14 protein-coding genes and 1 pseudogene are annotated in these 11,953 nt (G+C 72.3%); 7 read left to right on the forward strand and 8 right to left on the reverse strand.

From position 1 onward, the window contains the following. The 4 genes and pseudogenes from AW271_RS41165 to AW271_RS28295 form a co-directional block, all read left to right on the forward strand. Positions 1–361 (forward strand): annotated as a pseudogene (locus tag AW271_RS41165) (FAD-binding oxidoreductase); the annotation flags it as partial. Position 362: 1 nt separating this feature from the next. Then, positions 363–1,589 (forward strand): (Fe-S)-binding protein, encoded by a 1,227-nt coding sequence (locus AW271_RS28285; RefSeq protein ID WP_062340661.1) that lies wholly within the window; start codon positions 363–365, stop codon positions 1,587–1,589. Beyond that, positions 1,586–2,329, forward strand: coding sequence for an IclR family transcriptional regulator (locus AW271_RS28290; protein WP_062340662.1), 744 nt, complete (start codon positions 1,586–1,588; stop codon positions 2,327–2,329). The genes AW271_RS28285 and AW271_RS28290 overlap by 4 nt, the downstream gene beginning before the upstream one ends. A gap of 57 nt (positions 2,330–2,386) precedes the next feature. Continuing rightward, positions 2,387–2,602, forward strand: a complete 216-nt coding sequence (locus tag AW271_RS28295; protein ID WP_062340663.1) for a DUF2277 family protein — start codon at positions 2,387–2,389, stop codon at positions 2,600–2,602. Here the strand turns inward: AW271_RS28295 and AW271_RS28300 are convergent, their stop codons facing one another. From AW271_RS28300 to miaA, 6 genes are all read right to left on the reverse strand, one after another. After that, positions 2,603–3,343, reverse strand: coding sequence for an HNH endonuclease family protein (locus AW271_RS28300; RefSeq protein ID WP_245653245.1), 741 nt, complete (start codon positions 3,341–3,343; stop codon positions 2,603–2,605). A gap of 236 nt (positions 3,344–3,579) precedes the next feature. Next, on the reverse strand, positions 3,580–4,341 hold the full coding sequence (locus AW271_RS28305) for an SDR family NAD(P)-dependent oxidoreductase (protein WP_245653246.1): 762 nt from the start codon (positions 4,339–4,341) through the stop codon (positions 3,580–3,582). 25 nt (positions 4,342–4,366) lie between these two features. Then, positions 4,367–6,652 (reverse strand): hypothetical protein, encoded by a 2,286-nt coding sequence (locus AW271_RS28310; protein WP_062340665.1) that lies wholly within the window; start codon positions 6,650–6,652, stop codon positions 4,367–4,369. A 58-nt stretch (positions 6,653–6,710) separates the two neighbouring features. Beyond that, complete coding sequence (locus tag AW271_RS28315) at positions 6,711–7,445, reverse strand: SCO6745 family protein (protein WP_062340666.1); 735 nt, start codon at positions 7,443–7,445, stop codon at positions 6,711–6,713. Positions 7,446–7,534: 89 nt separating this feature from the next. Further along, the gene (gene dapF, locus AW271_RS28320) at positions 7,535–8,341 is read right to left on the reverse strand and encodes a diaminopimelate epimerase (RefSeq protein ID WP_062340667.1); all 807 of its coding nucleotides are present in this window, start codon (positions 8,339–8,341) and stop codon (positions 7,535–7,537) included. Continuing rightward, the gene (gene miaA, locus AW271_RS28325; protein WP_062340668.1) at positions 8,329–9,234 is read right to left on the reverse strand and encodes a tRNA (adenosine(37)-N6)-dimethylallyltransferase MiaA; all 906 of its coding nucleotides are present in this window, start codon (positions 9,232–9,234) and stop codon (positions 8,329–8,331) included. Before miaA ends, dapF begins: the two co-directional genes overlap by 13 nt. Before the next feature lie 40 nt (positions 9,235–9,274). On the opposite strand from miaA, the gene AW271_RS28330 reads away from it, so the two are divergent. Together AW271_RS28330 and AW271_RS28335 are read left to right on the forward strand one after the other, a co-directional pair. Beyond that, positions 9,275–9,502 (forward strand): antitoxin, encoded by a 228-nt coding sequence (locus AW271_RS28330; RefSeq protein WP_062340669.1) that lies wholly within the window; start codon positions 9,275–9,277, stop codon positions 9,500–9,502. 11 nt (positions 9,503–9,513) lie between these two features. Beyond that, a complete protein-coding gene (locus AW271_RS28335) occupies positions 9,514–9,774 on the forward strand; it encodes an antitoxin (RefSeq protein ID WP_062340670.1) in 261 nt (86 codons plus the stop codon). 55 nt (positions 9,775–9,829) lie between these two features. Here AW271_RS28335 and AW271_RS28340 read toward each other — a convergent pair whose 3' ends face one another. Further along, positions 9,830–10,342: a methylated-DNA--[protein]-cysteine S-methyltransferase gene (locus tag AW271_RS28340; protein WP_062340671.1), complete on the reverse strand. Its 513-nt coding sequence runs from the start codon at positions 10,340–10,342 to the stop codon at positions 9,830–9,832. A 54-nt stretch (positions 10,343–10,396) separates the two neighbouring features. Between AW271_RS28340 and AW271_RS28345 the strand changes: the two genes are divergently transcribed. After that, entirely contained in the window at positions 10,397–11,314 is a 918-nt protein-coding gene (locus AW271_RS28345) for a ribonuclease Z (RefSeq protein ID WP_062340672.1), read from the forward strand. Here the strand turns inward: AW271_RS28345 and AW271_RS28350 are convergent. Next, positions 11,242–11,943, reverse strand: coding sequence for a class III extradiol ring-cleavage dioxygenase family protein (locus AW271_RS28350; RefSeq protein WP_063818145.1), 702 nt, complete (start codon positions 11,941–11,943; stop codon positions 11,242–11,244). The two genes, AW271_RS28345 and AW271_RS28350, sit on opposite strands and share 73 nt — an antisense overlap. Positions 11,944–11,953 lie beyond the last annotated feature (10 nt).

Raw genomic sequence — 11,953 nt, forward strand, 5'->3', positions numbered from 1 at the left:
CGCCGAGGCCGCCCGCGACCTGCTGGGCGGCGGCGAGCCGCGCGCCGACGCGCCGCCGTGGTGGGGCCGGCCGCCGGGCCTGCCGCTCGCCTCGCTGCGCTGCCGGGTGGCGCCCCACGTGCCCGAGGGCGTGTCGGTACGCGGCTCGCTCGCCACCGGCGTCTACCTCGCCTCCGGCGCGACCGATCTCGACGCGTGGCGGTCGCGGCTGCCCGCCGACGCCCGTCTGGTGGGCCTGGCCGGCCGGTTCACCGGCGACCGGTGGGGCCCGATCCCGTCGCTGCCGCTGATGCGGCGGGTCAAGGAGCGGTTCGACCCCGAGCGGCGCATGTCGCCGGGACGGCTCGCGGGAGGAGTGTGACATGGACCCGGAGCTGATCAAAGACTGTGTGCACTGCGGCTTCTGCCTGCCGACGTGCCCGACCTACCTGTTGTGGGGCGAGGAGATGGACTCGCCGCGCGGCCGCATCCACCTGATGTCCCAGCACAACGAGGGCGTCCCGATGTCGCCCGAGATGGCCGGCCACTTCGACGCGTGCCTGGGCTGCATGGCGTGCGTGACGGCCTGCCCTTCGGGGGTCCAGTACGACCGGCTCATCGAGCACACCCGCCCGGTCGTCGAGCGGGAGCACACCCGGGCGCCGCGCGACCGGGCGGTCCGGGCGCTGGTGTTCGCCCTGTTCCCCTATCCGCGGCGGCTGCGGCTGGTCAAGCCGTTCACCCGGCTCAACCGGCGGCTGGCGCCGTTCCTGGAGCGGGTGCACCCGACGCTCGGGGCGCTGGCCGAGCTCACCCCGCCCCGTTCGCGGGTGAAGCCGCTGCCGGCGCTCGTCCGGGCCCGGGGGCGGCGGCGGGCCCGGGTCGGGCTGCTGACCGGCTGCGTGCAGGGGGCCTTCTTCCCCGACGTGAACCGGGCGACCGCCCGGGTGCTCGCCCTCGAAGGCTGCGACGTGGTCATTCCCCGGGGTCAGGGGTGTTGCGGGGCGCTCTCCCTGCATTCGGGGTACGACGCCCACCGGTTCGCCAAGAAGACGATCGAGACCTTCGAGAAGGCCGGCGTCGACACCGTCGTGGTGAACGCCGCCGGGTGCGGGTCGTCGATGAAGGACTACGCCGACGTGCTGGCCGACGACCCCGGCTGGCACGAACGGGCCCTGCGGCTGAAGGTGCGCGACCTGGCCGAATACCTGGTCGAGCTGGGCCCGGTCGCCGAACGCCACCCGCTCCCGATGACCGTGGCCTACCACGACGCCTGCCACCTCGCCCACGCCCAGGGGGTGCGCGCCCAGCCGCGTGAGCTGCTCGGCGAGATCCCCGACCTGAAGGTGCGCGAGATCGCCGAGTCGGCCATCTGCTGCGGGTCGGCCGGCACCTACAACCTCTTCCAGCCCGAGCCCGCGCGCGAGCTGGGCGAACGCAAGGCGGCCCGGGTCGAGGAGACCGGCGCCGACCTGCTGGTCTCCGCCAACCCCGGGTGCACCATGCAGATCACGGCCGCCCTGCGGCGGCTCGGGCGTCCGCCCATCCCGGTCGCGCACACCGCCCAGGTCCTCGACGCCTCCCTGCGGGGGCTGGGGACGGTGCGGTGAGCGTCCAGTCGGTCGAGCGCGCGCTCGACGTGCTCGAAGCCCTGGCCGACCACGGCGGCGAGGCGGGCCTGTCGGAGATCGCGGCCCGCACGGGCCTCCCCTACGGCACCATCCACCGCCTGCTCCAGACCCTTCTCCTGCGCGGGTACGTCCGTCAGGAGTCCGACCGCCGGTACGCGCTCGGCGGGGCGCTCGTGCGGGTCGGCGGCGCGGCCGAACGGCTGGTGGGGTCGTGGGCCGAGCCCTATCTGACGAAGATGGTGGAGCTGTCGGGCGAGACGGCCAACATGGCCGTGCTCGAAGGCGACTTCGTGGTGTACGTCGCCCAGGTCCCCTCCCCCCGGCGGCTGCGCATGTTCGCCGAGGTGGGCCGCCGGGTGCTGCCCCACAGCACGGCCGTCGGCAAGGTCCTCCTGGCCGACCACCCGAACGCGGCGGCGGTGTTCGAACGCACCGGCCTCCCCCGGCGGACCGAGCAGACCATCACCACCGTCGGGGCCATGATGACCGAGTTGTCGGCGGTGGCCGCCCGGGGCTACGCGATGGACCTCGGCGAGGAGGAGTCGGGCGTGCACTGCCTGGCCGTGCCGGTCGCCGACGGCGCCCGCGTGGTGGCCGCCATGTCGGTGTCGGGCCCCGCCGAGCGCATCTCCGCCCTCGACCGCGACGAACTGGCCCGGGGCCTGCGCAAGATCGCCGACGACTTCGGCGCGGAGGTCTTCGGCGCCCGGCCCGGGTGAGAGTGCCGGGTGAGAGTGCCGGGTGAGAGTGTCGGGGGGCGGGGCTAGGTTGAGGGCATGTGCCGAAGCATCAAGACCCTGCGCCCGCCGTTCACCGACGACGTGACCGAGAACGACGTCGAGGCCGCGGCGCTCCAGTACGTCCGCAAGATCAGCGGCTTCCGCGCTCCCGCCGCCCACAACGCGGCGGCCTTCAACGACGCGGTCGCCGAGATCACCGCCGCGAGCGTCAAACTGCTCGCCGCGCTGGAGGTCCGGGGCGCGAAGGCGTGATCAGGCGCACTGCGTCAGCATGATGTCCTTGTCGGCCGTGGTGACCGGCAGGTCATACTTGAGCGCCACCTGGGCGAACCTGACGACGTAGGAGCACCGGATCTTCCGCACCGGCGGCAACCACGACGCCGGCCCGGAGTCGCTCTTCGAGGAGTTGGTCGACCCGTCGACCGGCAGCAGGTTCAGCGGATCGTTGGCCAGCCGCTTGCGCTCGGCCTCGCTCCACCGCGACGACCCCATCTGCCAGCTGTACGACAACGGGATCACGTGGTCGATCTGCACCTCGGAGGCGTCCTCCTTGCGCCAGTCGATGGTCTTCCCCGTGTACGGGTCGTCGAGCGTCATCGACACGACCACGCAGTCGGAGCCGCTGCGGAACTCGACGTCCTCGCCGTCGCGCTGGAGCAGGTCGTTGCGGGTGTCGCAGCCGTTGCGGGCGAGCGGGATGTCGTCGGCGTTGTCGGCCCAGGCGTAGCCGAAGTCGTCCCGGTCGTAGCCGGTCTTCGGGCCGCGCCCTTTGGTGTCGACCTTCTCGATGAGCTCCCGGGCCTCCTTGCGATCGGCCTCGGAGCTGATGGCCGACAGACCGGGCTTGGTGCCCTCGGGGTTGTCGAGCGGGTTGGTGCCCGACGACGACCCGCCCCCCTGGGAATCCCCGGGCGGCGCGGCCGCCTCGATCGCACCGCAACCCGACACGAGTAATCCCGCCAGCACGAACCCGGCGCCCAGTCTGCGCAGCACCGCCCACCCCCAGGTCAAGAAATCGCAAGCCCAGGTATAGCAAATGCCCAAATTTCGCGCTTTAACAGGCCAGAACACAACGTTGGCTGGCTACGGGAAGGCGATCAGGCGTCGCTCCATCCCGGGCGACAAGCGACTCGGCCATCCAGCACCCACAGCAGGCGGCGTCCCGCCGCCCAAAGACAGGAAGCCCGTGCGGATCGCCATCAGGCCAAGCGCGGAGGCGGGGACGGCTGTCAGGTGATCAAGATCCCGCCGTCCACCGGGAGCACGGCGCCGGTCACGTAGGAGCCCGCGTCGGAGGCCAGGAAGACGGCCGCGCAGACCAGTTCCTCCGCCTCGCCCACCCGTCCCGCCGGAACCCGCAGGGCCAGGGTCTTCTCCAGGTAGCCCTCGGGATACTGCGAGGTCATCTCCGAGGCGAAGAAGCCCGGTTCGAGGCAGTTGACCCGGATGCCCCGCCGCCCCGTCCACTGCTGGGCCAGGTCGCGGGTCAGGCCGGTCAGGGCCGCTTTGGAGGCCGAGTAGGCCGCCTGGGGCAGGCCTCCGGTCGTCTCGCCCAGGATGCTGCCGATGTTCACGATCGAGGAGCCGGGCCTCATCACCCGGGCGCACGCCTGGGCCATCAGGAAGGCCCCGTGCAGGTTCACGTCGACGACCGCGCGGAACTGCTCGGCCGACTCCTTGAGAGCGGGCACCGCGGTTCCGACGCCGGCGTTGTTGATCAGGATGTCGACGCCGCCCAATTCGGCGACCGCCGCGGAGACCAGGGCCGCGCAGTCGTCGGGTGAGGTGACGTCGGTGGCCACCGCGACGCAGCGGCGGCCGGTCGCTTCGACCAGCCGCCGGGTCTCCTCCAGGCGTTCGGCCCGACGTGCGCCGATGGCGACGTCGGCGCCGGCTTCGGCGAGGCCGCGGGCGAAGGCGACGCCCAGGCCCGACGAGGCTCCCGTGACGACCGCGACTTTCCCGTCAAGACGAAAACGTTCGAGAATCACGGCCGCCACGATACAGAGCCACGTTCTAGAGGCCGTACTCCTTCACGATGTGCTCGTGGCGCTCGGCCTCGACACCGACCTCGCGGGCCAGGTCGAGCCAGGCCAGCGGGTGGACCCACGTCTCGGTCACGTCGTCGAGCACGGCGTCGAGCTCGGTCGCGCCGGCGTCCGGCGGGATCGCGATCCAGCCGAACACACCAGGGAGCTGCTCGCCGGTGCCGGGGTGGGTGACCGTGTAGTTCTTGTCGGAGTAGACCCACATCGGCCAGCCGCGCTCGGCCATCAGCTCGTCGAACTCCGACCACTCCTCGTCGGTCGGGGCCGCGCCGTCGAAGAACCAGCTGGTGTAGCCGCCCGGACGGAGCATCGTGACCCCGGCGAACGGGATGACGAAGTTCTCCTTCTCCTCTTCGGACTCGGGCACCGGCTCCAGCGGGCGCGGGTCGATGACCACGATGTCGCCGGCGTTGTACTCCATGCCGCGCGGCTGCGGGATGGCCAGCCGGGCGGTGGCGGGGCCGGTGCGGACCGCGAGGACCTCACGCTGGCTGCCGTCGGGCGCGGGGAGGATGGCGCGGATGAGGTGCCACTCCTCTTCGATCGGGCCTTCGGGCGACTGGATCGGCATGCCGAGCCGGTCCGCGCCCTTGCGGACGGTCACCCAGTCTTCGGCGGCGGTGGCCAGCACGATCACGCGCCAGATGTCCTCTTCCTCGCCCTCGACGTCGCCGTCGATGATCGGGCGCAGGATCTCGGCGGCGCGCACGTTGTCGCCGAGCTGCTGCACCGCGCCCGACCACAGGCGCAGCGCCTCGAGGCCGGCGCCGCCCTTGGCGGCCTTCTCCGCCTCGTCGGCGGTCTCCTCCCAGCGCTCGCGGGCGCGGTGGAGGCGGGCCAGCGCCAGGTGGGAGGCGGGCGCCTTGAGACGGGCCGCGAGGTCGTGGACGCGTTCGTCCTGCCCCGCCTCGATGAGGAGGCCGGTCAGGTAGGCGATGTCTTCGGTGTCGGCCTTCGCCGGGTCACCCTGGACGGCCGCCATCTGCCAGTAGACGTCGGCGCCGGTGGGCGCGTAACCCAGGAAGCCGAGCGTGGTCGTGTGGCGGCGGGTCGCCTCGAGGTCTTTGCCCGACAGGGGCCAGAGCCAGCCCACCCAGCGCTCGGGGTCGGCGGTGCGGCCGTCGGCGGCGTCGAAGTAGGCGACCAGTTCGCCCTCGGGGCCGGGCGCGGGCAGCTCGACGGCGGCGTCGCACTCGGCGCGCAGCGCGGCGATCCGCTCGGCGACGCCCTCGGCCGACTTCAGCTCGCGCGAGGCGGCCTCGGCCAGGTCGGCGAGCAGCCGGGCCTGCCAGACGCCCTGCCGCCGCAGCGCCAGCCGGGCGCCGGTGAACGCCAGGTCGACGCGGGCGCGCGGGGAGCCCATGGTCTCGAAGTAGCTCATCCACTGCCGGACGATCCGGCCGAGCTGCCAGGAGTTCTGGATGGCGTCCTGCTCCGACAGGCGGTGGACGACCTGCGCCCACTCGACCCAGTCGCGCGGGTGCTCGCCCACGACGTCGAGGTCGGGCAGCGACTCGACGGCGCGCTGGATCTCGCCGAGCTCGACCAGGATGCGGGAGTGCAGGATGCCCTCGCGGCGGGCCTTGGCCACCGGGTCGTCGGGCTTGAAGCCGCCGGCCGCCTCAAGCGCGGTGAGCGCGTCCTGCGCGCGGCCGGTGGTCAGCAGGGCCCGCGCCGACATGGCGGCCAGTTCCCACGAGGCCTCGCGGCCGGCGCCGCGCAGCCGCTCGACGGCGGCCTCGGCGTAGGCGACGGCCTCGGCGGGCTTGCCCGCGTCGAGCAGCGCCAGCACGTATTGGGTGGTGAGCCCCGAGAAGGCGAGCGAGTCGGGCCCCACGGTCTGCAGCGCGCGGCCCAGCGAGCCGAGCCGCTCGTCGGCGTAGCCCGGCCCGTCGGTGTTGGCCTGGGCCATCGCCAGCACCTCGACGGCGCCGGAGGCCGCCGGGCAGTCGGCGACGTCACCGCGCGCGGCGAAGCTGACCAGCTCGCGCGCGTCGTCGATGGCCACGGAGCCGTTGGCGCGGTCGCCGACGCGGCCGATCAGGTGCCAGTAACGGGCGAACAGTTCGAGCCAGGGCTGCTCCATGCCCTCGGCCTGCTGCGCGATCGCCGGGGCCACGACGTCGAGCTGGCCGTAGCGGCCTTCGAGGGCCTGCGCGGGAACGTCGCCCAGCGCCATCGCCAGCCCGACATTTCCCGCTTCGTGCAGTTGCCGCTGGGTGCCGCCGACCCACGACCAGATGTCCACGTCCATGGGCAGCCAGTCTGCCAGGTCACCAGGGTTGCCCCAAACGCCCGCACGGCTGTGCGCACTAATTCACGCTGACCTGTGCCGCGCGCAGCAGTTCGCCCAGCTCGGCCGCCTCACCGTCGGTGAGCACGTCATATGCGGGCGCGACCAGCGCGTCGGTCAGCTCTTCGGCGTGCGCGCGCTTCGCCAGGTCGTCGTCGGCGGGTACGGGATAGGGCTCCGGCCACGACAGAAACCTGGCGACCTCGGCAGTGCTCTGATAGCTGAGCGGCGCGCCCGACTCGTCGCTGCCGACGATCGTGGCCATGAGGAGGTCGAGCCGCGCGGCGGCGACCGCGACGGCGTGCATGCCGCCCCGGTGCTCCCGCGCCACCTGGAGGGCGTGGGCGGCCCGGCCCGGGTCGTCGTCCGGGAGCGGCAGCGCCCGCCAGCCGGCGAACAGCGGCGCGGCGGCCGCGGAGGCCGACGCGGTGGCCTTGGTGAGGAGGTCGGCGAGTCGTCCGGCACCCTCGAAATCGAGGTTGCGGCGGCCCCAGTCGGCGCACGCCCCGGCGAACAGGGACGCGGCCTTCTCGGCGGGCAACAACCGGCCGCCCTCCCACATGGCGCGGGCGAATCCGGGCTCGAAGAACGGCGCGGCGGCGAGCACCACGTCGGGGTGGACCTCACCGAGGACGCCGCACCGGCCGCGGAAGTACATCTCCCACCGGCCGAGCCCGTGCTCGTCACAGAGGGCCTTGACCTCGCGGGAGATCATGAACCTGCCCCCGAGCGCGCCGATCGCCTTCTTGTACATGTGTCCGCCTCCTGGGTCTGCGCAGCGCACCCAGGATGGGAGACAGAACAATATTCGGCAACCCAGTGATCAGGTGGGGATTGCGCCTCTCAGCCGTGGTAGTCGCCGTCGGCGACCAGGTCGGCCGGGCCCGCCAGGTAGCTGGTCAGCCCGTCGAGGGTGATCGTCAGGGTGCCACCGAGCACGCGTACCGACCAGACCCCCTCGTCCTCCCCCGCCGCGTGGGCCGCCGCCACCGCCGTGGCCACCGCGCCGGTGCCGCAGGAGCGGGTCTCGCCGGAGCCGCGTTCGTAGACGCGCATCGAGACCGAGTGGTCGCCGATCGGGTTGATCAGCTCGATGTTGACGCCGTCGGGGAAGTCGTGGCGGTCGAAGGACGGCTGGGCCGACAGGTCGAGCTCGGTCACCGGGTCGGTGATCACGCAGGCCAGGTGGGGGTTGCCGACGTTGACCCGCAGGCCGCGGTACTCGCGGCCGTTCAGGACGGTCCGGCTCTCGCCCGAGACGACCGGCCTGCCCATGTCGACCCGCACGTCGCCGGAGGCGCCCAGGCGGACCCGCCGGACCCCGGCGCGGGTCGCCACGCCGAACTCGCCCGGCTCGGCCAGACCGGAGTCGACCAGGTAGCGGGCGAACACGCGCACGCCGTTGCCGCACATCTCGGCCAGGCTGCCGTCGGCGTTGCGGTAGTCCATGAACCACTCGGCGTCGGGGGCCTGGGACTCCACCTCGGGGACCAGCTTGGTCGGGACCACGTGGAGCACCCCGTCGCCGCCGATTCCGGCCCTGCGGTCGCAGATCTTGGCGACGAGCGGCGCGGGGAGGTCGAGACGCCCCTCGGGGTCGGGAAGCAGGACGAAATCGTTCTCGGTCCCATGACCCTTCACGAAGCGCATGAGACAACCTTAATCGCTTGAGCAGGCAGGTCTGGGGCGTCGTAGGGCAACCAGACCACCCGGGGATCGCGGCGGAACCACGACTCCTGGCGGCGCGCGAAGCGCCGCGTGGCCCGGACCGTCTCGTCGACGGCCTGCCGCTCGGTCCATTCGCCGTCGAGGTATTTGATCACCTGGGCGTATCCGAGCGCCCGCGACGCCGTCACGCCCATGCCGGCCTCGTGCAGTTTCCGCGTCTCTTCCACGAAACCGGCCGCCCACATGCGGTGAACCCGGAGCTCGATCCGCTCGTCGAGCACCGGACGCGGGATGCTCAGCCCGATCTGCACCGATCGGTAGACCGATTCGTAGGACGGCATGGTGGCCGAGAACGGCCGCCCGGACAGTTCGATGACCTCCAGGGCGCGCACCACCCGCCGCCCGTTGCTGGGCAGGATCGCGGCGGCGGCCACCGGGTCTTCGACCTGGAGCCGGGCGTAGAGGGGCGCGACGCCCTTCTCGGCCAGTTCGGCTTCGAGCCGGGCCCTGATCGCGGCGTCGGTGCCGGGGAACTCCAGGTCGTCGAGGATCGCCCGGACGTACAGGCCCGAACCCCCGACGATCACCGGGGTGACCCCTCTGACCAGCAGCCCGTCGATCAGGGGACGGGCGAGCCGCTGGTATTCGGCCACGCTCGCGGTCTGGTCGACGCCCCATATGTCGAACAAATGGTGGGTGACACCTTTTCGTTCGGGGATGGTCAATTTGGCCGTACCGATATCCATTCCTCGGTAAAGCTGCATGGAGTCGGCGTTCACCGCCTCGCCCCCGAGACGGATCGCCAATTCCACGGCCAGGTCGGACTTTCCGGCCGCCGTGGGCCCCACGACGGCGATGACTGGTAGCTGCCCCACGCCATCCAGTGTCCCAAGCCCCCGGGTAAGAATGGGACGAGTGGCGCCCGACGGCGTCACGATCGGGGGGTACGACATGTCCATGTTCGACAAGGCCAAGGACAAGCTCGGCGAACACTCCGAAAAGGTGGAAGACGCCGCCAAGAAGGGCGTCGACAAGGTCTCCGAGACCGCCCGGCACAAGACCGGCGGCCGTCACGACGACAAGATCGACAAGGTCGCCGACAAGGCCAAGGAAGCGGCCGACAAGATCGACGACCAGCAGTAGGGGGAACTCTGATGTCGTTCTTCGACAAGGTCAAGGACATGTTCGGCGGACACCACACCCAGTCCGCCCCGACGACTCCTCGGCCCCAGCGCATGCCCGGAACCGAGCAGGACGGCTTCCGCGACAAGGTGGAGGATTCCGTGAAGAGCGGCATCGACTCCGCCGCCCGGAAGGCCGACGAGATGACCAAGGGCAAGTACCGCGACCAGATCAACCGCACCGCGGGCTCGGCCAGGAACGCCGCCGACAAGATCGACGGCAAGCAGGACTAAGGCGCCTCCGCCCCGCCCGCCTCTCCCGTGCGAAGGGGCGGGCGCGGCCGGGCGCTCAGAACAGCGTCGGCGGCAGGTGGCCCTCCATGGTCAGCAGCCGGCGCTTCGACTCGACGCCCGTCCCGCCGGAGAACCCGCCCAGTCCGTCGCTCGCCACCACCCGGTGGCACGGCACGATGATCGGGATCGGGTTGCTCCCCATGATCGACCCGATCGCGCGGGCCGGGATGCCGGTCTCGCGGGCCAGATCGCCGTAGGTGACCGCGCGCCCGTACGGCACGCTCTCGAACAGCAGGCCCAGCACCCGGCGCTGCGTCGTCGACATCAGCCGCCAGTCGACCGGCACGGTGAACTCGGTCAGCTCCCCCGCGAAGTAGGCCGCGAGCTGACGGCCGACCTCCTCGGTCTCGGGCTCCGCCGCGTCGTCGGGGAACGGGCTCATGCGCTCGCGCACCCGCTCGCGGAACTCCGGATTGTCGTCGAACGAGGTGGCGACGACCCCGTCGCCGGTCACGGCCGCCACGACGACCCCGGCGTCGGTCGGCACCGACACGAAAACCAGCCCCATTCACCCGACCATAGCCCCCGCCGCGGACCGAACCGGACCTCCTACCATGAGGCGATGTCCAACCGTGAGCTGATCGTCCTCGGCACGTCGAGTGCCGTGCCGACGCGGTCGCGCAACCACAACGGCTACTTCCTGCGCTGGGACGACCAGGGTTTCCTCTTCGACCCGGGCGAGGGCACCCAGCGGCAGATGCGGCTGGCCGGGGTCAGCGCCCACGACGTGACCACGATCTGCGTCACCCACTTCCACGGCGACCACTGCCTGGGCCTGCCCGGCGTGATCCAGCGCATCGCGCGCGACCGGGTGCCCCACGAGGTGCGGGCCGTCTATCCGGCCAGCGGCGAGACCTATTGGCAGCGGCTGCGCCACGCGACCGCCTTCGGCGACACCTCGGTCGTCACGCCGCACCCGGTCGAGGGCGCGGTCGTGACGCTGCCGTCCGGCGGGCTCACACTGACCGCGCGGCCGCTGTCGCACCCGGTCGACGCCTACGGCTACCGGCTCGACGAGCCGTCGGGCCGCCGGATGATCCCGGCCGAACTCGCCCGGTTCGGCATCGGCGGGGCGCAGGTGGGCGCACTCCAGCGGGAGGGCCGCCTCGGCGAGGTCACCCTGGAGCAGGTCAGCGAACCCCGGCGCGGCCAGAGCATGGCGTTCGTCATGGACACCCGGTTGTGCGACAACGTGCACGAACTGGCCGACGGGGTCGACCTGCTGGTCGTCGAGTCGACGTTCCTGACGCCGGAAGCGGCGCTCGCCCACGACTACGGCCACCTCACCGCCGCCCAGGCCGGGCAGGTCGCCGCCGACGCGGGCGTGCGCAAGCTGGTGCTGACCCACTTCTCCGAGCGCTACGGCCACGACGACGAGCGCCGCTTCGCCGAGGAGGCCGCGAAGGCCTATTCGGGCGACATCGTGGTCGCCCGCGACCTCATGCGGGTGCCGGTGCCCAAACGCGCGGCCGTGACGTAGTAGGCCACGCCGTAGGGCGCGCCGGAGTAGAGGGACACGAGGGGCCGGTCGGGCAGGGTCTGGAAGGCCGCCCGTCCGGCCGCCCACATCTCGGCTGCCTCGGCGGGGTCGAGCGTGGCGGCGCGGCCGTCGAGCAGCGCCGCCTCCATGCGCTCGGCGTATTCCGCCGCGCCGGGATGCAGGTAGCCGGGCGACTTCTCGGTCAGCCGGGCCGAGCCATCGCCCATGACCAGCAACGCCACCCGCCCGGCCAGCTCGCCCACCCGGTCGCCGAGGGCACGGCAGTCGGCGGTCGGGGTGTCGTACCGGAGCGCTTCGAGGTGGAGCGGCACCTCGGAGGAGGCCAGCAACCACCGCCCGATCGTGAGCGACAGCGGCAACACCGGCGTCCCGCTCCCGACGGTCACGTCACCGCCCCAGGGCCGCAACGTCCCGGCGGCGCTGGGGGGATAGACGCGCGCGGCGTCGGCGCCGCCCACGACCGCGACGAGGTCGGGCGAGGCGGAGCGGAGCACGGAGACGGCCTCCGCGCAGGCGGCCCTGAGGGCGTCGAGCTCCCCGGCGGCCTCCCCGGCGAGGGAGGGAACGATCAGCGGTGGATTCGGGCACACGGCAGCGGCGACGAGCACCGCCTCAGCG

Source organism: Herbidospora sakaeratensis (genome assembly GCF_001570525.1).
Lineage (GTDB): Bacteria > Actinomycetota > Actinomycetes > Streptosporangiales > Streptosporangiaceae > Herbidospora > Herbidospora sakaeratensis.